The organism is Rhizobium ruizarguesonis (assembly GCF_012349115.1).
In the GTDB taxonomy this organism is placed as follows: Bacteria; Pseudomonadota; Alphaproteobacteria; order Rhizobiales; family Rhizobiaceae; genus Rhizobium; species Rhizobium ruizarguesonis.
This window is the reverse complement of sequence record NZ_PQIG01000111.1, coordinates 98,946-122,080: the sequence shown is the minus strand read 5'-3', so window position 1 is coordinate 122,080 and position 23,135 is coordinate 98,946. Positions and strand designations below refer to the sequence as shown.

At 61.9% G+C, this 23,135-nt stretch carries 22 protein-coding genes and 1 other annotated feature; of the genes, 7 read left to right on the top strand and 15 right to left on the bottom strand.

The window, feature by feature from the left end; all coding sequences use genetic code 11:
• Positions 1–11: 11 nt before the first annotated feature.
• From C3Y91_RS30325 to C3Y91_RS30315, 3 genes are all read right to left on the bottom strand, one after another.
• The gene (locus C3Y91_RS30325; protein WP_024322172.1) at positions 12–1,262 is read right to left on the bottom strand and encodes an MFS transporter; all 1,251 of its coding nucleotides are present in this window, start codon (positions 1,260–1,262) and stop codon (positions 12–14) included.
• 465 nt (positions 1,263–1,727) lie between these two features.
• Positions 1,728–2,531 carry a class I SAM-dependent methyltransferase gene (locus C3Y91_RS30320; protein WP_024322382.1) on the bottom strand — a complete coding sequence of 268 codons (804 nt, stop codon included), beginning with the start codon at positions 2,529–2,531 and terminating at the stop codon, positions 1,728–1,730.
• A gap of 82 nt (positions 2,532–2,613) precedes the next feature.
• Complete coding sequence (locus tag C3Y91_RS30315) at positions 2,614–3,525, bottom strand: AraC family transcriptional regulator (protein ID WP_018074483.1); 912 nt, start codon at positions 3,523–3,525, stop codon at positions 2,614–2,616.
• 93 nt (positions 3,526–3,618) lie between these two features.
• Between C3Y91_RS30315 and C3Y91_RS30310 the strand changes: the two genes are divergently transcribed.
• Positions 3,619–4,356, top strand: a complete 738-nt coding sequence (locus C3Y91_RS30310; RefSeq protein WP_018074482.1) for an SDR family oxidoreductase — start codon at positions 3,619–3,621, stop codon at positions 4,354–4,356.
• A gap of 92 nt (positions 4,357–4,448) precedes the next feature.
• On the opposite strand, the gene C3Y91_RS30305 is transcribed toward C3Y91_RS30310, so the two are convergent.
• Entirely contained in the window at positions 4,449–5,330 is an 882-nt protein-coding gene (locus tag C3Y91_RS30305) for an NmrA/HSCARG family protein (protein ID WP_075224871.1), read from the bottom strand.
• Between the two features lie 100 nt (positions 5,331–5,430).
• On the opposite strand from C3Y91_RS30305, the gene C3Y91_RS30300 reads away from it, so the two are divergent.
• Positions 5,431–6,351 carry a LysR family transcriptional regulator gene (locus C3Y91_RS30300; RefSeq protein ID WP_018074481.1) on the top strand — a complete coding sequence of 307 codons (921 nt, stop codon included), beginning with the start codon at positions 5,431–5,433 and terminating at the stop codon, positions 6,349–6,351.
• A gap of 131 nt (positions 6,352–6,482) precedes the next feature.
• Here C3Y91_RS30300 and C3Y91_RS30295 read toward each other — a convergent pair whose 3' ends face one another.
• The 5 genes from C3Y91_RS30295 to C3Y91_RS30275 form a co-directional block, all read right to left on the bottom strand.
• Positions 6,483–7,949, bottom strand: coding sequence for a SulP family inorganic anion transporter (locus tag C3Y91_RS30295; protein WP_018074480.1), 1,467 nt, complete (start codon positions 7,947–7,949; stop codon positions 6,483–6,485).
• Positions 7,950–8,019: 70 nt separating this feature from the next.
• Positions 8,020–8,075 (bottom strand) — a sequence feature (sul1 is cis-regulatory element that is thought to sense ions involved in sulfur or methionine metabolism; They are found in Alphaproteobacteria).
• A gap of 174 nt (positions 8,076–8,249) precedes the next feature.
• Positions 8,250–8,501, bottom strand: coding sequence for a hypothetical protein (locus tag C3Y91_RS30290; protein WP_018074479.1), 252 nt, complete (start codon positions 8,499–8,501; stop codon positions 8,250–8,252).
• An 81-nt stretch (positions 8,502–8,582) separates the two neighbouring features.
• Positions 8,583–8,960, bottom strand: a complete 378-nt coding sequence (locus tag C3Y91_RS30285) for a response regulator (RefSeq protein WP_018074478.1) — start codon at positions 8,958–8,960, stop codon at positions 8,583–8,585.
• Between the two features lie 310 nt (positions 8,961–9,270).
• Positions 9,271–11,028, bottom strand: a complete 1,758-nt coding sequence (locus C3Y91_RS30280) for a phospholipase D-like domain-containing protein (protein WP_018074477.1) — start codon at positions 11,026–11,028, stop codon at positions 9,271–9,273.
• A gap of 315 nt (positions 11,029–11,343) precedes the next feature.
• Positions 11,344–12,132, bottom strand: coding sequence for a DUF899 domain-containing protein (locus tag C3Y91_RS30275; protein ID WP_024322388.1), 789 nt, complete (start codon positions 12,130–12,132; stop codon positions 11,344–11,346).
• Positions 12,133–12,341: 209 nt separating this feature from the next.
• Here C3Y91_RS30275 and C3Y91_RS30270 point away from each other — a divergent pair, with 209 nt between their 5' ends.
• A complete protein-coding gene (locus C3Y91_RS30270) occupies positions 12,342–12,989 on the top strand; it encodes an ankyrin repeat domain-containing protein (RefSeq protein WP_130791692.1) in 648 nt (215 codons plus the stop codon).
• Between the two features lie 45 nt (positions 12,990–13,034).
• Positions 13,035–13,559, top strand: coding sequence for a YHS domain-containing (seleno)protein (locus C3Y91_RS30265; RefSeq protein ID WP_018074473.1), 525 nt, complete (start codon positions 13,035–13,037; stop codon positions 13,557–13,559).
• Between the two features lie 19 nt (positions 13,560–13,578).
• On the opposite strand, the gene C3Y91_RS30260 is transcribed toward C3Y91_RS30265, so the two are convergent.
• Positions 13,579–15,795 carry an adenylate/guanylate cyclase domain-containing protein gene (locus tag C3Y91_RS30260; protein ID WP_018074472.1) on the bottom strand — a complete coding sequence of 739 codons (2,217 nt, stop codon included), beginning with the start codon at positions 15,793–15,795 and terminating at the stop codon, positions 13,579–13,581.
• Between the two features lie 231 nt (positions 15,796–16,026).
• On the opposite strand from C3Y91_RS30260, the gene C3Y91_RS30255 reads away from it, so the two are divergent.
• Together C3Y91_RS30255 and C3Y91_RS30250 are read left to right on the top strand one after the other, a co-directional pair.
• Positions 16,027–16,794 carry an adenylate/guanylate cyclase domain-containing protein gene (locus C3Y91_RS30255; protein WP_020397676.1) on the top strand — a complete coding sequence of 256 codons (768 nt, stop codon included), beginning with the start codon at positions 16,027–16,029 and terminating at the stop codon, positions 16,792–16,794.
• Positions 16,795–16,932: 138 nt separating this feature from the next.
• Entirely contained in the window at positions 16,933–17,412 is a 480-nt protein-coding gene (locus tag C3Y91_RS30250) for a DUF805 domain-containing protein (protein WP_018074470.1), read from the top strand.
• A 97-nt stretch (positions 17,413–17,509) separates the two neighbouring features.
• Here C3Y91_RS30250 and C3Y91_RS30245 read toward each other — a convergent pair whose 3' ends face one another.
• The 4 genes from C3Y91_RS30245 to C3Y91_RS30230 all read right to left on the bottom strand — a co-directional run bounded on the left by C3Y91_RS30245 (position 17,510) and on the right by C3Y91_RS30230 (position 19,499).
• Entirely contained in the window at positions 17,510–17,887 is a 378-nt protein-coding gene (locus C3Y91_RS30245; RefSeq protein ID WP_024322392.1) for a hypothetical protein, read from the bottom strand.
• Between the two features lie 216 nt (positions 17,888–18,103).
• On the bottom strand, positions 18,104–18,493 hold the full coding sequence (locus C3Y91_RS30240; RefSeq protein WP_024322393.1) for a hypothetical protein: 390 nt from the start codon (positions 18,491–18,493) through the stop codon (positions 18,104–18,106).
• Positions 18,494–18,645: 152 nt separating this feature from the next.
• The gene (locus C3Y91_RS30235) at positions 18,646–18,876 is read right to left on the bottom strand and encodes a DUF982 domain-containing protein (protein ID WP_032989381.1); all 231 of its coding nucleotides are present in this window, start codon (positions 18,874–18,876) and stop codon (positions 18,646–18,648) included.
• 281 nt (positions 18,877–19,157) lie between these two features.
• Complete coding sequence (locus C3Y91_RS30230; protein WP_018074466.1) at positions 19,158–19,499, bottom strand: hypothetical protein; 342 nt, start codon at positions 19,497–19,499, stop codon at positions 19,158–19,160.
• Positions 19,500–19,746: 247 nt separating this feature from the next.
• Here C3Y91_RS30230 and C3Y91_RS30225 point away from each other — a divergent pair, with 247 nt between their 5' ends.
• Complete coding sequence (locus tag C3Y91_RS30225; protein WP_130791693.1) at positions 19,747–21,537, top strand: glycoside hydrolase family 15 protein; 1,791 nt, start codon at positions 19,747–19,749, stop codon at positions 21,535–21,537.
• A gap of 88 nt (positions 21,538–21,625) precedes the next feature.
• Here C3Y91_RS30225 and C3Y91_RS30220 read toward each other — a convergent pair whose 3' ends face one another.
• Complete coding sequence (locus C3Y91_RS30220) at positions 21,626–23,122, bottom strand: transglycosylase SLT domain-containing protein (protein WP_168576145.1); 1,497 nt, start codon at positions 23,120–23,122, stop codon at positions 21,626–21,628.
• Positions 23,123–23,135: the final 13 nt, after the last annotated feature.

Sequence of the window (23,135 nt, the reverse complement as noted above, 5' to 3'; positions counted from 1 at the left end):
CGCAGGCAGCGCTAGATTCGCATCGCGCCATGCGGTTCCTCGGCCTCCTCCGTGCCAAAGCGGACATCCTTCTTCTCGTAGCCGAAGCCGGCAAGGGCCGCGACGATGAGTGCCACCACCGCCGCGACGATCAAGAGCGCATAGGCATAGTCTCCGTCCCAGCGGGCAGCGAGCCCCGCCTGCAGCGTCGCATTGCCTGACGCCAGCAGGTTGCCGAGCTGGTAGGCAAAGCCGGGGAAGGTGCCGCGCACCTCATCCGGCGACAGCTCGTTCAGGTGCACCGGCACGATGCCCCAGGCGCCCTGGACGAAGAACTGCATCAGGAAAGCGCCGATGGCGAGCAGCACCGACCCGGGCGCATACGCCCAGAGCGGCGCCACGGGCACGGCGATCAGCGCGGCGATGACGATCGCCCGTCTGCGGCCGATCCGCTGCGACAGCGCCCCGAAGAACAGCCCGCCGCAGATCGCCCCGATATTGTAGACGATAGCGATGGCGCCGACCGTGTAGCTCGAATAGTTGCGCTGCGTCTCAAGGAAGGTCGGGTAGATATCCTGCGTGCCGTGGCTGAAGAAGTTGAACGCCGTCATCAAAAGCACCGCCCAGATGAACAGCGGAATATTCTCGCGCAGCACCGTCAGGAAAGGCCGGCGCCCCTCGGCCTGCCGCTTCAGGAAGGCCGGGCTCTCCTCGACATTGCGCCTGATGTAGAGCACCAGCAGCGCCGGCACCGCGCCGACAAAAAACATGCCACGCCAGCCGATGACCGGGAAGAGCAGGAAGAACACGATCGAGGCGATCAAATAGCCCGAGGGATACCCGGCCTGCAGGATGCCGGAAACGATGCCGCGGCTTTCCTCCGGCACCGTCTCCATGACCAGCGAGGCGCCGACGCCCCATTCACCGCCCATGGCGATGCCGTAGAGCGCCCTGAGCACAAGGAACATGGTGAGCCCGGTGGAAAAGCCGGTCAGGAATTCGAACAGCGAATAGAGCAGCACGTCGGCCATCAGCGTGATGCGCCGTCCGTAACGGTCGGCCGCCAGCCCGAAGACCAGCGCGCCGAGCGCCCGCATGGCAAGCGTCAGGAAGATCGCCACCGAGACGGCGGGAACGTCGGTGTGGAATTCCTCGGCGATATATTTGAGAACGAAGACGAGAATGAAGAAATCGAAAGCGTCGAGTGTCCAGCCGAGATAGCTGGCGATGACGGTGTTGCGCTGCTGCGGCGTCAGCCGGCGCAGGCTTTCCAAAGCGGACATCTGATATTCCTCCGTCCGAAAGCGGCGGCGAGGCGGGCAATTCCGGATGCCGTCGGAAGGGGTGCCCGAACCGGGCGGGTGATGCTGTTGCGGCAGCGTTTGCAGTCGGAGACAGCGGGCAATAACGTCAGCAATGCTGCCCGTGTTCCATCACGATTGCCGTGATCGGCCGGGCGCGTCCAGCGCCACCATTGAAGGCGTAGACCTTCCCGCACCCTGGCTTTCACGTTGGCGCATGCGGGCCGCTGCCTGCCTCTTCTCCCCGGCGGGGAGAAGTGCCGGAGCGATAGCGAGGCGATGAGGGGGTGAGCGGCAAAGCCGCGAATGCACGGAGCGTAAGCGAAGGGCAATATTGAGTGGTGTGCCGTAGGCCCCCTCATCCGACCCTTCGGGCCACCTTCTCCCCGTTGGGGAGAAGAGGGAGCAGCACGATTCTCCCTTTAGAGGAGGTGGCCCTCCCGCTAATCAGTCCGCCACCCTGCCCCGGCATGCCCACGCCACCGATGCGAACGATCGCGGCCCATTCGGCTCGCCAGCCTCGTAAGCGGCCCTGACGGCGGCATCGACGGCCTTTCGCTTCGCCGGATCCAGACCGGCAACATATTTGCCGAGCGGTCCCTCGCCGGCGGCGATCGGATCCCAGTAATCCTCGAAGGAAAGATATTCCATCCGGATCAACAGCGAGGTCTCCTCGACATCGGCTAGGCCCTGCGCGATGAAGCTCTCCTTCATTTCCCCCGGCCGCATCATCGGCTGGAAACAATATCTGCGGCGCATCGCCAGCGCGTTCTCGTCGAGCATCGCCACCGTATCCCACATCATCCGCATGCCGGACATGCCGCCATAATGGTCCCAGACGGCGGCCGCGACCACGCCGCCCGGGCGCACCACACGGCGCATCTCGGAGACCGCCTTTCCCGCCTCAGGCACGAAATGCAGCACGAGCAGCGACATCGCCCGGTCGAAGCGGTTATCCTCGAAGGGAAGCGCGCAGGCATCGGCCTGCCGGATCGATACGCGCGGATCGGTGTTGCGTCGCGTTGCGGCCTCGACGAAAACCGGCGAATAGTCGACGGCGACGATCTCCTGCAGACCCGGCGTTTCCGCCAGCGTGAATGCGAGGCTGCCGGTGCCGCAGCCGACATCAAGCACGCGATCACCATCCGCGAGGCCGGCGAAATCGACCAGCATCGGCGCCAGCTTCCTGCTCCAGCGCCCCATCAGCCGTTCGTAACCATCTGCACTTTCGACATTGAAACTCGACGGCATTGAAGTCTCCCCCTTCAAGGACGATGGTCCGCCGCCGGACAATAGGATTCCCCAGCAACCCTCGCAAGCGGAACAGCCGTTCTCACCCGACCTTCGCGTCCGACCAGTAGCGCTTCGGAGCACGCCCGAAGACACGCTTGAACGCGTTTCCGAAGGCGCTTTCGGAGGAATATCCGAGTACGGCGGCAAGGCCGGCGACCGAGACGTCCTCCCGGCGCAGGGCTTCGCGGGCGCGATGCATGCGCCAGCGCGTGACATAGTCGAGGGGTGCAACGCCGACCAGTTCCTTGAAGCGTTGCGCAAAGGCGGAGCGCGACATGCCGATCCGGGTCGCCAGCGCCTCGACCGTCCAGCGGTGGCCGGGGCTGTTGTGGATCAGGCTGATCGCCGCGCCGATCTGCGGATTTGTCAGCGCGCCGATCCATCCCGTTTCGGCAGCACCCTTTCGGCCGACATAGGCCCGCAGCGCCTGCACGAGCAGGATGTCGCCCATGCGCCGCGTCATCAGCGTCGAGCCCATCTGGCCCGCCCCGAGTTCGTCGTCGAGAGTTGCGAGCGTGGCGCTGAGGATCGCGGCCGCACGGTCGCTGGCCGGGATATGAATGAACGGCGGCAGCGCGTCGAGCAGCAGCCGGGCGTTGCCGCCGCCGATGACAAAGCTGCCGCCGATCAGCGCAGTCTCGTCACCGCCGTGCAGGGCGATGTTGGAATGCTGCCAGTCGAAGAAGGCGATCCCGTCCTCCGGCTCCCTATCGAGATCGTTGGCGATCACATAGGCGGGCGCATTGGCAAGCAGGAAGGTGTCGCCCGCGACAAGCGCAAACGGCGGCTCCTCAGGCAGAACGATCGAGCACGCGCCGCGGAGGACAGCAACGAACTTGAGCGCGGGCTTGGCCGGAAAGCGAAACGCCCATTGCCCGCCGACCTCGAAACGCGTGCAGCGCGCACTCTCTATGTCGAGCAGCGAAAAGACATCGGACAAGGGATCGATCATGGGTTCTGGACGATCTCGACGAAATCATGGAGCCAATAGCATAGATTCTCCAGGCAGCACCTGCAATCCTCAAAGGCACAAAGGAGAACGAACATGTCTGATATCAAGGATAAGGTTGTCGCCATCACCGGAGCAAGCAGCGGCATCGGCGAAGCCACGGCGCTGTTGCTGGCCGAGCGCGGCGCAAAGCTCGTGCTTGGAGCCCGCCGAGCCGACCGGCTGCAGGCCCTGGCGCGACGCATCGCCGAAAAAGGCGGCGAGGCCGTCTGCCTCACCGTGGACGTGAAAAAGCGCGAGGATCTCACAGCCCTCGTCGCCCTTGCCTGCGACACCTATGGCAGGATCGATGTGATGATCAACAATGCCGGCATCGGGCCAATCTCGCCTCTCGATGAATTGCGGATCGAGGATTGGGAGGAGATGATCGACGTCAACATCAAGGGTCCGCTCTATGGCATCGCCGCCGCACTGCCGGTGTTCCGCCGCCAGGGTTCCGGCCACTTCGTCAACACGCTCTCGACCGCCGGCCTCATCATCAAGCCGACCATGGCCGTCTATGCCGGCACGAAAAACGCCATGCGCACCATCGCCGAAGGCCTGCGGCTGGAGGCCGGCGAACATCTGCGCGTCACCAACATCTCCCCGGGAATGATCAGGACCGATTTCGCCGACTCGATGACCAACCCAGAGATCAAGGCCGAGATGGCAAAGCGCATGGACGAGATGGCAATTTCACCCGATGCCATCGCCCGCGCCATCGCCTTCGCCATCGAGCAACCCGCCGATGTCGATATCAGCGACATCGTTGTTAGGCCAACCGCTCAGGCGTGAGGTATCGTTGGCAGCGGCCGGAGAATGTGGCTAAGGCCATCAAGCCATCACCTGTCGGTGACACCGGTCAGATCACCGGTGTCACAGCGAACTCACCCAGCCGCCTTGTCGAGAACACTCCAGTCAAAACCGCGTGCCCAGTCGGCGTAGCTGTGCCAGCCGACATCGGCGAAGTCGCGGCGCAGGGCGGCGATATCGGCGTCGTAGCCGGTAAGGTCGAACCATTCGAACATCAGCGCCGTATCCTCGCTCTGCTGCCGTATCGCCGCGATCGGCAATTCCTGGTAGCGGATCGGGCGGCCGAGCGCCTCGGACAGGATCTTCACCTGCTGCTCGCCGGACAATTCATCACCGGCTATATCGAAACGCTTGCCGAACACCTGTTCGCGCCGCTCGGCCAGTGCCGCGACGAAAGCCCCGATGTCGTCGATCGTGATCTGCTGCAGCACGCGGGCGGGCGGCAGCGCGGCGGCATAAACACCCTGGCGCAGCCCGTCGATCGCCCAGGGCGCCACGGTGTTCTCCATGAAGGCGACGGGCGAGCTGATCGTGTAGGGCATGCCGAGGCCCGCCAGGTGCTTCTCGACGAGATACTTGCTGTCAAAATGCGGAATGCCGGTCTTCTTGTCGGCATCGGCGACGGAGGAATAGATCAGGTGGCCGACGCCGGCGGCCTTCGCCGCATTCGCGACCGTGATGCCCTGGCGGGTTTCCGCTTCCGTCCCGGCCTCATAACTGCTGCCCATCAGGAAAATCGTGTCGACGCCGCTTGCGGCCTTCGCCACGGATGCGCCGTCATCGAGATCGCCGGCGACGACCTCGACTCCTGCCGCGGCCAGCCGCTTTGCGCCGTCGCTATCCGGCTTGCGTGATATCGCCTTGACGCGATGTCCCCGCGCGATCAGGGCGCGCACGACTGCGCCGCCTTGCTGGCCTGTGGCGCCGGTGACCAGAACGCTTCGTGTATTGCTCATCTGTCTGCTCCTTGCTGTGACTGATGCAACAAAGGTAAGGCCTGTCGTATTGAACCATAATGGCATATAGTTGGGAAACATCGTACCATCACAGGCTACAATGATCGATCTCAACGATATCATGATCTTCGCCCGCGTCACCGAAGCGGGCAGCTTCACCGCCGCTGCGCGCTTGCTCGGAATGCCGAAGACGACGGTCAGCCGCCGTATCGCGGCGCTCGAGCGCGAACTCGGCGTGCGGCTGCTGCAGCGCACGACCCGCAGCCTCAACCTGACGGCTTCAGGGCGTCTCTACTACGAAGAAAGCAGCCAGGCGCTGCGCACCATCGAAGGTGCCAACCTGCGGCTTGCGGAAGCGCGTGCTGAACCTGCCGGCACGATCCGTATATCGGCGCCGGTCGGCTTCGGCGGCCACTTCCTCCAGGATGCGATCTTCGAATTTCTTTCGACTTACCCGAAGACGAGCGTCGAGCTGCGCCTGACCGACGACAGGCTGAACCTCGTTGAAAGCGGCATAGATCTCGCCTTCCGCACCGGCGTCCTCGAGGATTCCACCTTGATCGCCCGCAAGCTCGGCTCGACTCACCGCCTTCTCTGCGCAAGCCCGGATTATCTCGCCCGTTGCAGCACACCTGATGTGCCTGAAGATCTCGCCCGCCATGACTGCGTCATCGCCGGCCAATCCGCCCAGGCGCAATGGCTGCTGGAAGGTCCGCACGGTCAGGAAACGATCGCGGTTTCGGGGCGCTTCGCCGCTAACGAGATGCAGGCGGTGATGGCCGCCGCGATCGCCGGCTACGGCATTGCGCAATTGCCGCACGGCGTCGCCGAGGCCTGCATCAAGGACGGGCGGTTGCGCCGGGTTCTCGACGGCTACACCACCCCGACCGGCGGCCTGCATGTCGTCTATCCCAGCAGTCGGCACTTGCCGCCTTTGGTCAAGGCGTTCATCGAACTGGCCGTCAGACGGCTGAACGCGATAACCGGCAACAGCGACGATTACGTGATCGTCTCGCGGTAGAACAGGATGATTTTAGGCCGGGTCGGCCTAAAATCTGAATCCTGTTCTAAATTATTAGTTGGAGCATGATGTCGTCCGAAAACCGCTCACACTTTTCGGCATCATGCTCTAGGAAATCCGCCCGGCCTTGGTCACACCTCCTTCAGCACCACCTTGCCGTCGAGGCTTCCGATCAAGGTTGCGCTCGTCTGGTTGAGGCCCACGACCTCCACCGCAATGCCGTGCGCCCCGAAGCGCTGCACGACCTTGTCGAGTGCAGCAACGGCGGTGATGTCCCAGAAATGCGCCTCGGACACGTCGATCAGCACGGTCTTGCCGATTGCGTCCTGAACGTCGAAGGCTTCGACGAAGACGTCGGCGGAGGCAAAGAACACCTGGCCGGACACGCCATAGATCAGCCGCCCGGCGGCTTGGTCGGGCGCCACGTCGACGCGCAGCAGGCTGGCGACCTTGAAGGTGAAGAACACGCCGCTGAGGAGAACGCCGACCGTTACCCCAAGCGCCAGATTGGCGGTGAAGACGGTGACGAGGACGGTTGCCACCATGACGGCGCTCGACATCCGGGGGTGCACGATAACCGCTCTCAGCGACGACCAGTCGAACGTATCGATCGACACCATGACCATAATCGCCACCAGCGCGGCGACGGGAACCTCAGACACCCACGGCTTCAACAGCACCATCAGGATCAGCAAAAACGCGCCGGCAAACAGGGTGGAGAGCCGGCCGCGCCCGCCATATTTCACGTTGCTCACCGTCTGGCCGATCATGCCGCAGCCGGCGATGCCGCCGAAAAGGCTGGCGGCGGCGTTGGCGAGGCCGAGACCGGTGCATTCGCGGTTCTTCGAACTCGGCGTATCCGTGAGATCGTCGACGACGCTCGCCGTCATCATCGATTCCAGCAGTCCGACCATGGCAATGGCAAGCGCGGGTGCTGCAATGATCCGAAGCGTTTCCAGCGTCAGCGGCACCGCCGGCCAGCCGAAGACGGGTAGCGAATCCGGGAGCTTGCCGAGGTCGGCAACGGTGAGAATAGGAAGCCCGAGCGCCATCGAGGCGACGGTCAGGATCAGGATGCAGATCAGCGGCGACGGGATCGCCGTCGTAACGCGGGGCGTTGCATAAATGATGACGAGCCCTGCAACCAGCACGGCATATTCCATCCAGCCGGCGCCAATGAAGTGTGGCATCTGCGCGGCAAAGATCAGGATGGCGAGTGCATTGACGAAGCCGGTGCGCACGGACTTCGACACGAAGCGCATCAACACGCCAAGCCGCAGCAGGCCGAACACGATCTGCATCAGCCCCGCCAGCAGCCCGGCCGCAAAGAGATAGGGCAAACCGTGGGCATGCACCAGCGGTGCCGCGACGAGTGCCACCGACCCGGCCGCCGCCGAAATCATCGCCGGGCGTCCACCGGTAAAGGCAATGACGATGCTGATCACGAAAGAGGCGAACAGACCAACCTCGGGATCGACCCCCGCCACGAAGGAAAAGGCGATCACCTCGGGGATGAGGGCGAAGGTCGCCACCGCTCCGGCAAGCATTTCGCGCATGGGATTGGCGGACCAATCACGACGGATGGAGGAAAGCAGCATAGGAAGGATTCTCGCAAAGCATGGCCGAACCCACTCTTTCGAGCGGTCGCGTGATGGCATGCAGGTTTTGCGTTGTCTGGCGGATCGGCGGCCAGAAGAGCCACCCGGGATCTCACCGGGTCCGTGGTGAATGCCTGCGGTATAGACGAGATCTCTACCGCAGTGCAACATTCAATTGCCAAGGACGAAGGCGAAAGCAGACGAGCACCCATTGGGATAAGCGCACGAGCCGTCAGCCTCTCATTGGACGGCATCTTGAAACTCATTCCTTCTCTTGGGCACTGAGGAACCGGCACCTCCTCACTGCCAGAGGAAGTCCGGTCCCGTGCTCTGGGATGTGAGCTTGAGCGTCCCATCCGGCTGGACGACATAGGTCTCGAACACACGGTAACCGAAATCGCCAAGAAAGGTATTCTTGACCACCGTTCCCGGACGATAGGGGGAATGGAGGACCTTTCCGCCATAGGTCAGGCTGCCGGGAAGAGGCTGCGGATCCCCTGCGCTGGCGCAGCCCGAAAGAGCGAAGAGAACGGCAATGAGTGCGTGTTTCATCCGGACTATCTCCTCGGGCTGGGCACCAGCAGCCTGAATGACGTCGATCTCCTTCTTATCACAACGCAGCTTTGCTGCTGTTCACAAAGCAGCCTTGCTGCTGTCGAAGTTTTTACGTCGCTCCTCCGCCCGCGAGAGCGCGCTGGCGATCCTCTCGTCGGTGAAGGGCTTGGAGATCACATCAAGCGCGCCTTCGATACCGTGCCCGACATTTTCGGGACTGCCGGTCACGAAGATGACGTCAACCCGATGGCGGTCGATCAGCCGGCGCGCGAGCTGAGCGCCGCTCAGCCCATCGGAGAGACTGAGATCGACGAGCGCGACATCGCTTCTTTGAGCGTGGGCGAGAGCCTGCTCCACCGTCGAAACCGGCCCAATAGTCTGGTGTCCAGCCTCCTGCGCGATGCGTTCGAGCTCCAGAGCAATAAAATTCTCGTCTTCAACAATCATGACCTTCATGAATAAGCCTCCTCTTTAGCGTGCTGTCAGGCGCACTACCGGTAGCGGGTACAACGCAACCGTCCCCGGAATGTTTCCACCTTGAGAAGAATATGTTGGCAACCGGCAAGGTATTAATTTGACTTCGGGACGCCAGGTCCCGGCGCGTCGGTCATGCGGTCAGCCACTATGCATACTCTTCGACGGACAAGGCAATCGTCCCGAATGCGAAGGACCGTCTCACCGCAGCCGTCCGTCGAATGCCTGTTGCGCCTTTCGATATCGCCCGCGTGGAATGGTTGAGGTTTAAGGGCCGTCGTGACCGGCAACATTACTCCGCCCGCGAAAACAGCTCCCGGTCGCGGGCGCGGATGGGGTCGGTCCAGTCGCGCTCGAACCACGGTGTGCCGCCGGGCTGGGGCGGGCGCTTGAGCTCAAGCGGGCGGGCGGCGCCGTCGTTTGCTTCGGAGGCGACGCGGAAGATGTAGTGGTCGTACATCCGCAGCGCCTCGATCATGTAGCTGGTCGCCACCGTGCGGTCACGGACGACGACGAGGTTCTCGCCGTTCTCGTCATCGGCGGGTTCGGAGAAATTGTAGGAGCCGAGATAGACCCGCGCCGTCGGCTTGTCGAAGTCGAGCACGACGAACTTGTGGTGCATCCTCGTGCCGCGCTGTTTGCCGTCGACGCCTGACAGGCCCGAGGGCTCGGTTACGAAGGGCGGCGGCACGTTGCCCGTCAACGCCGCCGACCGTACCACCCGCCGACGGTTGTCGGGAGTGAGCACGGTCAGGCCCAGATTGCCGGCCCGCACCTCGGCATCGGCAATGCCCATCACATGCATATTGGGGCGCTCCAGGGCGCGCCCCAATGCCGGGCCGATCGCCCCCTTGGTCATCTGGCCGAGAAAGGCGAGCGAGAAGAACACGCTGGACTGCGCGGTATCGATATCGGCGCCGATCTCGTCCAGCCGGCCATTGGCGTCGCTGTGCGGAGAGAAAGCGACCTTGGCGTCGACGCCGTCAAGGCCAAGATCGATCCAGCCGGCAGAACTCGGCGAGGCGCGGAAATGGTCGGCGCGCTTGGCGGTGAAATAGCTCTCGAAGGCGGTGAAATAATCCTCGATCGCCTTGTCGCTGTGGACGGCGAGGCTGTTGTTCGACTGTACATAGAGCCCGCGCCAGCTGAGATTGGTCGAACCGTAGAGCACGGTCGAAATGCCGCCACCGCGGACCGCGATCGATTTCTGATGCTGCAGGTTAGCCATATGCTGGCGCTTGACGTTGGCAGCACCCGCCGAGGCGATCAGCCGCTCCGCCGCCCTCGTCTCCGGCGAATTCGGGCGGCCATGGCCCTTGGTGCTGGCGCTGTCGTCGATGATGATCTTGAGCTTCGGCCCCAGCGCTTCCAGCCGGGTGACCACCTCGGGCAGGTTGAGGTCATAGGCGATGGCGCACACCTCGGCGCCGGCAGCGTGCGCCCTGTCGAGCAGATCAAGCGTTTCGGCTCGCGCCTCGAAGCCCATCCAGGCGAGTGCCCGCTCGGCATCGGCATGGGTCGGCACGAAGTCCAGTCCCTGGTCGCCATCCGGTGGCACCAGCGTGATGATGGGTCCGCCGGCGGCAAAATTGCGCACGAAGGCCTGCGACGAGACGAAGCCGCGGGTGAAGGCGACGTTGAGCTTGCCGGGGATGGTTTCGCGCATCAGCGCCAGTTCCGCCTCCTGCGCCTCGCCTGATGTCAGTGCGCCCGCGGCATCCATGAACTTTGGGGTGACGCGGTAGGTGAACTTGCCGGGCAGATCGGCATTGAAGGGAAAATGCACCCAGCGGAACTTCTGGATCGGCGCTTCGGTGGTGCGGATGCCATCTTCGGGAACCGGCTGGCCGGGAAAGCCGATGCGGTTATGCACCGTCTTGAAGAAATCAGTATCCGGCTCACGATACTGGATGGCGAAACCGACGAAATCGATCGGCGGCCGGCCATTCTTCCAGTCCATGCCGAGCAGCACCATGCCGTCGCCGCGATGGATGGTCAGCGCAAAAAGCGAAGCGGCATTCCTGCCGGTCACACGAAAATCCGTATCCATGCCCGCCTCCCCTGGAAATCCCGCGAAATCTAGCATGGTTCCGTGACAGTAAGGAGATATGTCGGTGAAATTTTGCGCGCAGAAGGTGCAGAGGCGACGGTATGGCGCAAGCGCGTTCTGGGACACCGCCCCCGTCGCCCAGTCGTCAATCGTTGACCCGATTGTCGACGACCGCCGACGCGGTGCCGGGCTTTGCGGACGTGCGGCGCCACGACCTGCCCTGCTGATGCGTCGTCATTTGCGGTTCGCCGGACTTTCAGACGGACCGCCGTATCCTCCTGCCGGGACGGGACGGTGGATACGGCCGGACCGACCCTACGGTTTCTCGTTTGCGCTCTCGGCCCGGAACGCCGCCTCGCCGGCATCGGAGACCTCGACCCATTTCTTGTCGGGCTCGGCGTCCGGCACATAGCTGTCGTGCCAATTCCACCACTTGTAGGTCGGGGTCTGGGGATAGCCATCGGGCGATTCCTCCCAGACTTCCTGGCGGCCGAGCGGCGTGATGTCGAGGTAGTTCCAGGTGCCGCCCATCTGCTCGTCGCCGCGGTTGTTGATGAAATAGGTGCGGAAGATGCGCTCGCCGTCGCGGTAGAACACGTTGGTGCCGTGCCACTCGTCGACGCCGAAGTCCGTGTCGAAACTATCGGTGATGGTGACCCACGGCATCGTCCAGCCCATCCGCGCCTTCAGCCGTGCAATGTCGGCCTGTGGCGCGCGCGAGGCGAAGACCAACGTCGTGTCGCGGGCGTTGAGATGGGCGACATGGGCGACCTGATCGGCGACCATCGAGCAGCCGCGGCAGGCATGTTCGGGCCAGCCGAACACGCCGGGCTCGTAGAAGGCGCGATAGAGGATGAGCTGGTGTCTGTTGTCGAACAGGTCGAGCAGGCTGACTTTGCCCTGAGGACCTTCGAACGCATAGGCCTTCTCGACCGCCATCCACGGCATGCGTCGGCGCTCGGCGGCGAGTGCGTCGCGGGCGCGGGTCTCAGCCTTTTCCTTGACGAGCAGTTGCGCGCGGGCCGCCTCCCAGGCCTGCGGCGACACGACCGGTGGCTTGTGCATGGCTTGTCCGCTTTTTCCATTCTCGGCTGAAGCAGTCATGGCTTTCAATCTCCTCATTGGGGCGATTTCCCAGGCTTGGAAGCTCGGTTCATCGCGCATTGGTCTGAGATAGTTTCGCATCGGAAATCGAACAGGGGGAGTAACAAGTGTGACCGTATTCCCTGAAACCGTCGGTCGCAGCCTTGGCGCGCGAGTGGTGTTGGCCGGGAGCGCGTCCATTAGCGTAATCTTGTTTACGAATTGCACACGTGCTACAACGCCACAAAACGGCGCATACGAACCCTGATCAAACCGAGATCGTGCCCGTGAATATTTTTATCGCGACTGTTGCTACGCTTGTCATTGGCGTCCTGCCGGCATGGGCAGGTCCTTTGCATCAGGCGGCCAAGGACGGCGATATCGCCCGCGTCACACGGTTGCTGGACCAGGGCTCCGATCTGTCGGAGCTCGATGAGGCGGGCGAGCCGGCGCTGATTATCGCGTCATTGGCCGGCCATGCCGATGTCGTCGCTCTTTTTCTGGATCGCGGCGCCGACATCGAAATCCGCAACAAGGGCGGGCTGACGGCACTGCATGCGGCAGCCTATGCAGGAAATCTGGAGGTGGTGAAACGGCTTGTCGCCGAGGGAGCTGATGTCAACGACAGGAAGAATTTCTATCAGATGTCGCCGCTGCACGGCGCCGCCGAAGAGGGCCATACCGAGGTGGTGGCTTTTCTGCTGACTGCAAATGCGGATGTCGAAGCGACGGAAAGAAACGGGTACACGCCTCTCACTCAAGCCGGGTGGCGGGCGCATTGGGATACGGCCAAATTACTCATGGAAGCCGGTGCTGTTTGCCAGAAAGCCGAGCTTGTGGGCGAACCGCTCTACAAGGAATGCACCAAACGGCAATAGCATTTCGCTTGAAGTAACAGACCGCGTCCGGGAACGGAGCTTGTTATGTTTTATCATGTGCAAAAATGCGGAAGCCGGCTGGGCGTGGCTGTTGGCGCTACGGTGATGCTGCTTTCCTTCCTTCAGCCTGCGGGGGCCGAGGAATTCGTCAATACCGGCTATTTCGGCGATATCGCGATCAAGGGTTATGACCCGGTCGCCTACTTCACTGAAAACCAGGCCGTCGAAGGATCCGAGACATATTCCCACCACTGGCTTGGCGCGACCTGGTATTTCTCCAGCGCTAGAAATCGCGATCTCTTCAAGGGCGATCCGTCCAAATATGCGCCGCAATATGGCGGCTATTGCGCCGACGGCGTGTCTTTCGGGACAGTGACCACCAATATCGATCCGAAAGCCTGGCGGATCATCGATGGCAAACTGTATTTGAGCTATGACCCCGGCGCGGCGGAAGGCATGGAGAAGAATCCGACCAAGGTGACCGACTCGAAGAAACATTGGTCCGAAGTTCAGCAGACACTGATTTCGGAAAAGATGCACACCGTCTGGCAGCAACCGGCTACGAAATGAGGCCGCAACGCCTGGCTCCTCAGGGTGCGGGTGCAAAGAACGTCAAGGCGCGCGGCGTGACGTGTATGTATGGCCGGTCACGCTGCTCGTCGGAGGTGTTGCGGTAAATATATCCGCACACCATCCGGTCGAGGAAATAGCCGTCGAATTTTTCGCAGATTCTGTCGCCCCGCACCTCGACGACGCCGGTGATGTTGGTATTCGCGCTGCGATAGGCGGTGTTTCCAGTCTTGTCGAAATACTGGATGAAATCCGTGCCGTTCTTGTGCTTGCCGGTCCACGTCTTGCCGTCGACGAGATTGCGCAGCTCTGCCTCGCCGAGCCGGTCGGTTTGCTTGCCTGCAAAACCGAAGGGCCATTCGGGAATGCCGGCCTTTCGCAATCCGGCCAGATGACGCTGAAGGTCGCTGTCCCGCCAGTAATCATAGAGATAGCTGTAATAGGTGAGATTGCTTTCCGGGAACAGCTCCAGCAGCTTTGCCGTCTCCGCCGCGGCCTTGGTTTCATTGCCCTGATCCGCATAGGCCGCCGCCAGATATTCGCGCGCGGGCTCGACCTTCGGCAGGCTGTCGAGCGTCGGCTCTATCAGGGAAATCGCCCGCTGATCATCACCCGCAGTATAAAAGACGATCCCCGCCAGCAGCTGAAAGCTCGACGCCGGTGATGGGTCGAGCCGCAAAGCCTTTTCCATCTCAGTGACCGCCTGCCCGCTGCTGCCGGTGTGGACCAGGATGAGAGCGAGGTTGGCGGCGGCCTCCGCATCGTTCGGCTGCATCGCGACAGCCATTTTTGCGGAATTCCCTGCCTCCGTCTCGCGCCCGTCCACCCATTGCAGCAGGGCAAGCACGGTGTGCGCCCTGGCGTTGTTTGGATCGAGCTTGAGCGCCTGCCCGGCTGCGTCATAGGCGATCTTGCGGGCGACGGCGGCCGACCAGAGGTAATTATAGTCGTTGCGCCAGACATCGACGGCCACGCGGGCGATTCCCGCATGGGCATTAGCAAAGCCCGGATCGAGATCGATCGCCTTCTGGTAAAAGGACAGGGTCCGGCGATAGGTATCGACATCCCTGAAGATGAAACCCTCCTGCTCTGCCCTCATGTAATAATCGTAGGCTTCGAGATTTTCGGTCGGGATCCGGGCCAGTTGGTCGCGCTCGCGCGCGCTGAGCTTGACCGACAGGGCCGAGATGATCTTGCCGATCACATCGTCCTGAACGGCGAAGAGGTCGGCATATTGGCGGTCGTAGCGCTCGGCCCAGAGCGACAGGCCGGTGCCCGCGTCGATCAGTTTGACATTGATCCGCAGCCGCGGCCCGGCGCGCTGCAAGGTCCCTTCGAGCACATACTGAACGCCGAGTTCGGCGGCCACATCCTGGATTTTGCCGACGGAGTCCTGGATGGCGAAGACCGAATGGCGGGCGATGACGAAAAGGCCCGATACTTTGGACAATTCGGTGATCAGGTCGTCGGTCAGACCCTCTGCGAGATGGTCGTGCTCGGTGTCGCCACTGACATTGATGAAGGGCAGAACCGCGACCGAAGGCCTGTCCGGCAGCGGATAGGCGAAACGTTCGCCAGGACCCGGCGGTTTTGCCGCCATCCACGGCTGCCACCAGAGTGCTGCGCCCGCAAAAGCAAGGACGACGGCCGCTGCTATGCCGGCAACGAGGCGGCGTCTCGGCAGGCGCCTGCGGGTCTTGAGGGTTTTGCCGGCGGCGGTCGGCTCAAGCAGGACGCGGTAGACCCGGGTCGGTTCGGCGATGCTCTTCAACCGCTGTTCGCCGAGCGAAGCAAAACCGACCGGGACTTTCGATTTCACCTGGTCGTATGTCGTGCCCGATATGGCGATGCCGCCCGGTTCCGCCAGCGCCTGCATTCGATCGGCGATATTGACGCCGTCGCCCTGGATGTCTTCGCCCTCGACGATGATATCGCCGAGATTGATGCCGATCCGGAACTCGAGCCGATGCTCCGGCAGCGCCGCGGCACTCTGCGTGGCTTTCAATTGCTGAATCTCCACCGCGCAGCGCAAGGCATCGACGACACTCTGAAATTCGACCAGCAGACCATCGCCCATGGTTTTGACCAGCCGGCCGTGATGACGCTCGAGCGCCGGCTCGAAGACGTCATTCTGGTCTGCCTGAAAACGCGCGCGGGTGCCCTCTTCGTCGATCTGGCTCAATCGACTGTAACCGACGACATCAGCGATCAGGATTGCTGCAAGACGGCGCTCCATCCCCGGTCTTTCCTGGAGAGCGAATGTATTACTAACAATATCCTACAGTATGTCCCAGCGCGATGCTATCGTCGGGCCGGGCGATATTCAACTTAGTTGCGACATGTCCGATAAGGATGGGGCCGGACGAAATACTTCAATCCATCGTCACCCCAACCATCAGCAGAGTTGCCAAAAGCAGGCGAGTGTCGGAAGCTCATTTTTTCGCTATCAGCCGACGGATTGCTGGATATGACGACAGCCTCATCAACGGAGCCGGCCAGACACGGCAGCGCCAGGATCTGCCGCGGCTGCTGGGATCAGATGCACATGCCGATCCCGATCGGCGGCCCTTTTGCCTTACCCTTCCGCGCCTTCGGCATCACCCGCAGCAAGATGAACCCCGATATCTGCACGATCTGCGAGCGCTCCTTCCAATATGTCAAGAAGCAGCGCCAGATCACCGTCGACGCCACGATCCTGTTTGCCGATATCAGGGGTTTCACGGATCTTTCGGAGCGCATCGAGGCGGTGCAGCTGAGCGAGATCGTCAGCCTGTTCCAGGATCGCTGCGCGCAGGCAATCTGGGCGCATGACGGCATCGTCAACAAGCAGATGGGCGACGGCCTGATGGCGATCTTCAATTTCCCTATTGTCAGAAAGGATCACGCCGGCGCGGCGATCCTGGCCGCGCAGGAGATCCAGCGAAACTGCGCAACCGCACTGAACGGTCTGACGCTTGAGGCATTGCCCGGCCGCACCCTCGGCGTCGGCGTCGGCATCCATTCCGGTGAGGTCCAGATCGGCGAATTTTCAAGCTTTCGCAGCGATTTCACCGCGATCGGCGGCGTCGTCAATCAGGCCGCAAGGCTCGAATCCCAGGCTGCCGCCGGCGAGATCCTGATCTCGGCCGAAACGGCGGCGAAGGCCGCTGATCTCGCCGCAGGCGCCGAAACCCGCATGCTTGTGCTCAAGGGCATCGAGCAGCCGGTGCAGGCACGAGTTCTGGTCAAGCCCTGAGCTGCCAACCGCGCCGCCAACTCCTCCAAGCGTCTATACTGTCCTCAACGTGGCAGCCGCCGTTTCTCGCGTTGTGATTGCCGAACGCGTCACATTGCACGCCAATTAATCTTCCGCAAACGAACATAGCTTATCTCTATGCCATTCAAATCGTTGGGGTATCTCATGGGTGGTTTTTCTCTCTTTCACTGGCTGGTCGTCTTGATCCCGCTAGCAGTGCCGTTGTTCTTCATTTTCAGAAAACCGGCCGCCGGGCCGAACCGCTTCGGCGGCCTGCCGCCGGGAATGGGTTTCGGCCAGGCGATCAGCAGCTACTTCAAGAAATATGTGGATTTCAGCGGTAGAGCGAGCCGATCGGAATTCTGGTTTTCGGCGCTCTTTGTCGCTCTCGTCAGCATCGTTTTGTACCTTGTTGATCGAACCGCAACATTGAACGGGATCTGGTCGCTGGCGACGTTTCTTCCCTCAATCGCAATGGCCGCGCGGCGTTTTCACGACATCAACAAAAGCGGATGGCACCAGCTTCTTGGGATTCTGTTTCCCATTGGAACGATTGCCGTCCTTGTATGGTATTGCAGAGCGCCGTCCGTGGATGACTCCAGGGCGTCCGTTTTCTGAGGATGGTGCGCCGGCGAGCGTGGGGATGTTTCTCACGGTTTGAGCAGGACGGCGGCCGGAAGGTGATCGCGAGGCTGCCAAGCGCCTCGCCTCTCTCTCAGTATTTCATGTTACGCATTTCGGGAAAATCATAGTAACGCAGCCGTTCGTCGTGGCAGCGATAGTCGTTCTTTTTCAGGTACAGTATCATGTTGTGTTGCAAGCCCAGGCCGATATAGGACCAGTTTGGGTAGGCACGTTCCGTCGTGCGCGTGCAATATGCATATATCTGCTTTTCCGGATTAAGCAGAACCACGCTGGAAATCTCGGCCTTCACGAAGTTCCCCGGTTTAATGGTTCCCCGCAAAGCGTCGACGTATTCGCGTCGAACCGCGCTGGAAGGCGGCCGCTGGGAATCTACAACGGACTGGGGCGCCGGAGTCTGGCAGCCAGACAGTGCCAGCGGGACAGCGCAAACAAGGAGTTTAATTTTCATTCAGTTGGATCTCCCTCTACCAAAGTTGATGAAACGGGTTTCCTGAAGGCGATGGCTGAAAGCAGCAATGTCGCGGCCTGTGCTTCGAGGCTCCGCCCTGCGGGCTGCGCACCTCAGCATGAGGAAGGTTGGAGGATGCCGCGCCTCAACGACGCCGTCGCGCCGCCGTTCAACAAAGCCTTGAACGACGACGCGGCCGGAGCCCTCGCCCCTGCGTCAGGTCTTCATGCCGGTCAGCTCAGGAAACGGGTAGTAGCGCAGCCGCTTGTCGCGGCAGCGATCGTCATTCACCGTCGCGCCTAATATTTTGCCATCCGTAAAGGAGACGCCGAGGTAGGCCCAGTCTCCCCAGCCGCGCTTGGGCACCAAACGGACGCAGTAAGCATAGATCTTTTTCTCAGGTTCAAGCACCACCACGCTGGAAATGCGGGCCCATACGACTTCTCCTGCTTCGTGCCGATAACTTCTCTTGAACACGATATTGATGAAGTTCTGCCGGACGTCATTCGAGGGAGGATGCTGGGAATCTGCAACGGATTGCGACACGGGGGCGTTGCAGCCGGCCAGCATCAGCAGAGCGGCACAAGCAAGGACTGTTATTCTCATTCAGTTGAATCCCCAAAGAATCGGAACGCGGCGACGCTGCGTATTTCCTACAAACACAGCGGGAATAATATTTGCAATACATGAAAGGAATATTGTTGGTGCTGCGGAATACCGGGCCGCGTGAAGCCTGGATGTAGCCGGCGTCGCTCCTTCTATGCTGGAGGATTCACAACCGCGGCTTCTGCCCCGTCTTCATCATCATTGATCGACACGCCGGCTTCCAGCGCGGCCAGGATGAAAGCCTGCCGCACCGTCTCGGCCGGCATCCGCCCGGCAAGCCAGGCGCGGCAGAAATCGATCGCCCTTTGCTGGTGGACGCCGCCATTGACCGGCCAGTCGGAGACGAGTGCATAAAGCGCATCCTGCGGTGAGCGAAGAACCAGCCGTTCGCCGGAATCAAGGTCGATCGAGATGGGGTTTTCCCAAAAGGCAGAATGATCGCTAATGGCAGTTGTACCTGAAGCTTAAGTCACAGGAAACTAACTGCGGAAGGCCGATTTCGGTTCCGATACGAGGGTGCGGACGATCGCTGCGCGGCATTTCACGAATGTCGTCGGTCTTTGGGCGAAGAAACGACGGGTGGCGAATGGATATTGAAAGCGGGATCGCCGGCCAACGCCTCACTTTTGGCCGGGCCGATCTCGATGGTTACCGCCCCCGGCTGTCAGCTGGGCAGCTTGCAGCCCTTGCTCAGTCCAGCGGATTGCATGGCAGAAACCTTGCCTTTGGACGCGGCAATTTCCCCTTCCTTGTCTCCCCCGGCGACGCTTCCGATGGGGACGCCGACGAGGAAAACACCGAAAGCATCGCCGTTCGCTGCGCTGATCTGCTGCTTGGACAGGTCGTCGAGTTTGGCCTTCTCTTTCTTATGTTCCACTGCGAGCGCCTCGCAACTGAGGTTCGTATAGGCGGCCATCGGAATATCGACCTGGACGATGGCGTCAGGACGTTTGGCGCAGCTGGCCACTGCCGCGGCGGCCGCGAATGCAATGATTATTTTGTTCATGAATGGTCCCCAATTCCCGCAGCAGCTGTAACATCGGCGCGCGCAATGCGGGAGGCGGCAGAGCCTTCAACCACAGACTTTTATTTATCGACACTTTCCATTTCGGCTTGGCATTGCTGGCGATGCCCCCATTGATATCCGGAGTTTGCATGATAGCCGGCACGCCTACCGCCCCGTTAGTTTCCGCGCTTGACCTCCGCGCACGGCCTCTACCTAAAAGCCCGACTGCTATGCAAAGGAGGCTCCGGTGTCGGTACCCATTGAGGACTACGCGCTCATCGGCGATTGCGAAACCGCCGCACTCGTCTCGAAGAACGGCTCGATCGACTGGCTCTGTTTTCCGCGCTTCGATTCTCCCGCCTGTTTTGCCGCCCTGCTCGGCGCCGAGGATAACGGCTTCTGGTCGCTGTCACCGTCAGGTGAAAATGTCCGCGTCACGCGCCGCTACCGCAACGACACGCTCATTCTCGAAACCGAGTTTCAGACCGAGACCGGCACCGCCGTTCTCATCGACTTCATGCCGCTTCGCGATGGCACGAGCGATCTGATGCGCATCGTCGAGGGCAGGAGCGGCACTGTCGCCTTCGATATGGAGCTCAACCTTCGCTTCGATTACGGCCGAACCGTTCCCTGGGTCACGCATGGCGAGGATGGCGGCATCACCGCCATTGCCGGCCCGGACAGGCTAACCCTGAATTGCGCCGTCCCGCTCGAAGGCCGCGGCCTGAGCACGGTCGGCTCCTTCCAGGTTGCGGCTGGCGAGAGCCAGATCTTCATCCTGACCTGGTCCCCCTCGCATATGCCGCAGCCGGCTCAGCGGCAGGTGGAATATGCGCTGCCGGACACGGAGGAATTCTGGCAATCCTTTGCCGCGACCTGCCCGAAAGTGGGCCGGTGGACGGAACAGGTCAAACGCTCGCTCATCACGCTCAAGGCACTGACCTACATGCCGACGGGCGGCATCGTCGCCGCGGCGACAACCTCCCTGCCGGAAAAGATCGGCGGGCCGCGCAACTGGGACTACCGCTATTGCTGGCTGCGCGACGCGACGCTGACCCTGCTCGCCCTGATGAAACTCGGCTATTACGAGGAAGCCAGTGCCTGGCGCCGCTGGCTGTTGCGCGCGGTCGCCGGCGCCCCGGCGCAGATGCAGATCATGTATGGCGTCGCGGGCGAGCGCAATCTGCTGGAATGGCAGGTTCCCTGGCTGAGTGGCTACGAGGGCTCGACACCCGTACGCATCGGCAATGCCGCTGCCGAACAGGTGCAGCTCGACGTCTATGGCGAGGTGGCCGACGCCATGCTGCAGGCCCGCAAGGGCGGGCTTCCGCCGCATCACCGCGAACGCGAACTGGCGGCGGCCATTCTGCCCTTTCTCGAAAAAATCTGGGTGGAGCCCGATGAAGGCATCTGGGAGGTGCGCGGCCAGCGCCAGCATTTCACCTATTCGAAGGTCATGGCCTGGGTGGCCTTCGACCGCGCCGTCCAGATTGCCGAGGCGGACGGCGAGCCCGAGGCCGCCGCACGTTGGCGCACGCTCGCAGATCACATCCATGCCGAGGTTTGCGAGAAGGCTTTCGATCCCGAACTCGGCTGTTTCGTGCAGGCCTACGGCTCCAAGGCGCTTGATGCCAGCCTGCTGCATCTCGGCATGGTCGGCTTCATCCCGCCTGATGATCCGCGCTATGTCGCGACAGTCGAGGCGATCGAGCGCAAGCTGCTGCGCGATGGCCTGCTGCTGCGCTACGAGACGCAGGAGGTGGACGACGGCCTGCCGCCAGGCGAAGGCGCGTTCCTCGCCTGCAGCTTCTGGCTCGTCGACGCCCTCGGCATGATCGGCCGCCGCGACGATGCGCTGCGCCTGTTCGAGCGGCTGCTTTGTATCTGCAACGATGTCGGGCTTCTGGCGGAAGAATATGATCCCGCCGCCCGCCGCATGCTCGGCAACTTCCCGCAGGCCTTCAGCCATGTCGGGTTGATCAACAGTGCGTTGAACCTCGCGCGGCTGGAGGGGCCGGCGGACCAGCGCTCCGCGTGATGGCGGGATATCGCTCAATGCCTGCCTCCCCGCCCCCCATTCCCCGACATCCCTGGTGGCTGGTTGGCAGGCAACCTGCGCCGGAAACTCAGACCAGTTTCGCGACTTCGAAATGCATGCCGTCCTGCCGTGACAGAAAATGTCCGCCCCAGTAAAAGCCGTGCTTGTTTGCAATCGGAACCAGTTCCCGCACGCATCCCTTTTCGCCCATCAGAGCAGGCTCCGCACCGAGCGGATTGAAGGAAGCGTTGATATCGAAGGCCGTGCCGAAGGCATGATTACTGAGCTTGGTCGTGCTTCCGCGCTGAAACCGCGGCACGAAGGAGCCATCGTAGGTCAGAATGCGATCGAGCAATCCCGCGCTCTCCCATTCAAGCCACATCGCGACCAGTTGGTCCTTTGCAAGTTTGTGAAACTGCATCGTCAACGGGCCGGGCTTCCCTAAAAAACTCTTTATCGGGATCTTCACGGAAACGATGTTCTTCGCTTCCCAGCCGCCAAGGATCTTGATGTTTTCGGGATTTCCCGGCGCGGGTTCAGGATCGAAATCGAATTTCCCGAACAGCGCCTGCTTGTCTTCCAGGGTGAGCAGCGGACGAAATGCCGGACGCGGTGGGAAATCCGGTGAGGACACGTCGAGATTTGCCGCCGCGGCGACGCCCGTCGATCCAAGGATGGCCGCAAATGTGGGACATCCGCTTGTGCGGCTCCAGTCGTCATCGCCGGAAACGCGCATGGCGTCGCCGAACCAGCTGACATACCGGTCTATATGCGTTCCCGTTCCGATGGGGAAGCAACGCAGCTTCCAGCGATTGGCGCTTCCCGAGTCAAGCCTCAGAGAGCCTGCATTATAGGCCGCGGCGACCAATGGCGGATCGAAATGGGTCGATCCACGCTGCGAGGCGATATAGGCCGTGCCCGCCTCGATCGAGGTCCGGGGATCAAGCAGGTCGTCGCCGCGCAAGCTCGGGCGTCCGGTTGCCGAACGCGCCGTTGCCACGAGTGTCTGCATCAGCCCCACGCTTTCGTCGTTGATCTGCGGCTCCTGCCGTCGGGCATTCGGATCGCCGCTGCTTTCCGTCGCGATGGTTGCCACGATCAATTCCACCGGCACGCCATAGCGCTTCGACGCATCCGCACAGAGAGTTCCGAATTCGGACCATATCTTCCGGACTGTCTTGGGCTCGCCCATCGTGCCCTGCGCGCTGGCACCCTCGATCGAAATTCCGGCTGCCGTGAGCGACCAGGTGACGCTGCCGGGGAAATGCCGATGCAGTTGCGTCAGCTCCGGCAGCGCCTCGGTGACAACATTCGGCGCCGCGGGTTTCACCGTCTCGCCAGCCTTCGTGCCAATTGAAGCCGATGGTGCGTCGACAGCAGCTTCGGGCGTTTTGACATCCGCAACAGGACCCGCTCGCTCCGCGGCCGCGGATTGAGAAGCACTCACCTTCGCCATGGCATCCTTGGCGACCTCGGCGCTCTCTTTTGCCTGGGTTGCCTGGCTCTGGGCGTTGCGCTCCTGCATGCCCGCGACAAGAGCATCCTTGTTGCGGGAACCCTGGGATGAACCGAGCCAATAACTCATGACCGTCGCAAAA

Coding starts and splice junctions, on each gene's coding strand:
- C3Y91_RS30300 (WP_018074481.1), top strand. CDS start 5,431: ATGATCGATCTCAACGATATCATGATCTTCGCCCGCGTCACCGAAGCG.
- C3Y91_RS30255 (WP_020397676.1), top strand. CDS start 16,027: ATGACGACAGCCTCATCAACGGAGCCGGCCAGACACGGCAGCGCCAGG.
- C3Y91_RS30265 (WP_018074473.1), top strand. CDS start 13,035: ATGTTTTATCATGTGCAAAAATGCGGAAGCCGGCTGGGCGTGGCTGTT.
- C3Y91_RS30285 (WP_018074478.1), bottom strand. CDS start 8,960: ATGAAGGTCATGATTGTTGAAGACGAGAATTTTATTGCTCTGGAGCTC.
- C3Y91_RS30230 (WP_018074466.1), bottom strand. CDS start 19,499: ATGAACAAAATAATCATTGCATTCGCGGCCGCCGCGGCAGTGGCCAGC.
- C3Y91_RS30260 (WP_018074472.1), bottom strand. CDS start 15,795: ATGGAGCGCCGTCTTGCAGCAATCCTGATCGCTGATGTCGTCGGTTAC.
- C3Y91_RS30325 (WP_024322172.1), bottom strand. CDS start 1,262: ATGTCCGCTTTGGAAAGCCTGCGCCGGCTGACGCCGCAGCAGCGCAAC.
- C3Y91_RS30220 (WP_168576145.1), bottom strand. CDS start 23,122: ATGAGTTATTGGCTCGGTTCATCCCAGGGTTCCCGCAACAAGGATGCT.
- C3Y91_RS30280 (WP_018074477.1), bottom strand. CDS start 11,028: ATGGATACGGATTTTCGTGTGACCGGCAGGAATGCCGCTTCGCTTTTT.
- C3Y91_RS30295 (WP_018074480.1), bottom strand. CDS start 7,949: ATGCTGCTTTCCTCCATCCGTCGTGATTGGTCCGCCAATCCCATGCGC.
- C3Y91_RS30290 (WP_018074479.1), bottom strand. CDS start 8,501: ATGAAACACGCACTCATTGCCGTTCTCTTCGCTCTTTCGGGCTGCGCC.
- C3Y91_RS30240 (WP_024322393.1), bottom strand. CDS start 18,493: ATGAGAATAACAGTCCTTGCTTGTGCCGCTCTGCTGATGCTGGCCGGC.
- C3Y91_RS30245 (WP_024322392.1), bottom strand. CDS start 17,887: ATGAAAATTAAACTCCTTGTTTGCGCTGTCCCGCTGGCACTGTCTGGC.
- C3Y91_RS30320 (WP_024322382.1), bottom strand. CDS start 2,531: ATGCCGTCGAGTTTCAATGTCGAAAGTGCAGATGGTTACGAACGGCTG.
- C3Y91_RS30310 (WP_018074482.1), top strand. CDS start 3,619: ATGTCTGATATCAAGGATAAGGTTGTCGCCATCACCGGAGCAAGCAGC.
- C3Y91_RS30305 (WP_075224871.1), bottom strand. CDS start 5,330: ATGAGCAATACACGAAGCGTTCTGGTCACCGGCGCCACAGGCCAGCAA.
- C3Y91_RS30250 (WP_018074470.1), top strand. CDS start 16,933: ATGCCATTCAAATCGTTGGGGTATCTCATGGGTGGTTTTTCTCTCTTT.
- C3Y91_RS30315 (WP_018074483.1), bottom strand. CDS start 3,525: ATGATCGATCCCTTGTCCGATGTCTTTTCGCTGCTCGACATAGAGAGT.
- C3Y91_RS30275 (WP_024322388.1), bottom strand. CDS start 12,132: ATGACTGCTTCAGCCGAGAATGGAAAAAGCGGACAAGCCATGCACAAG.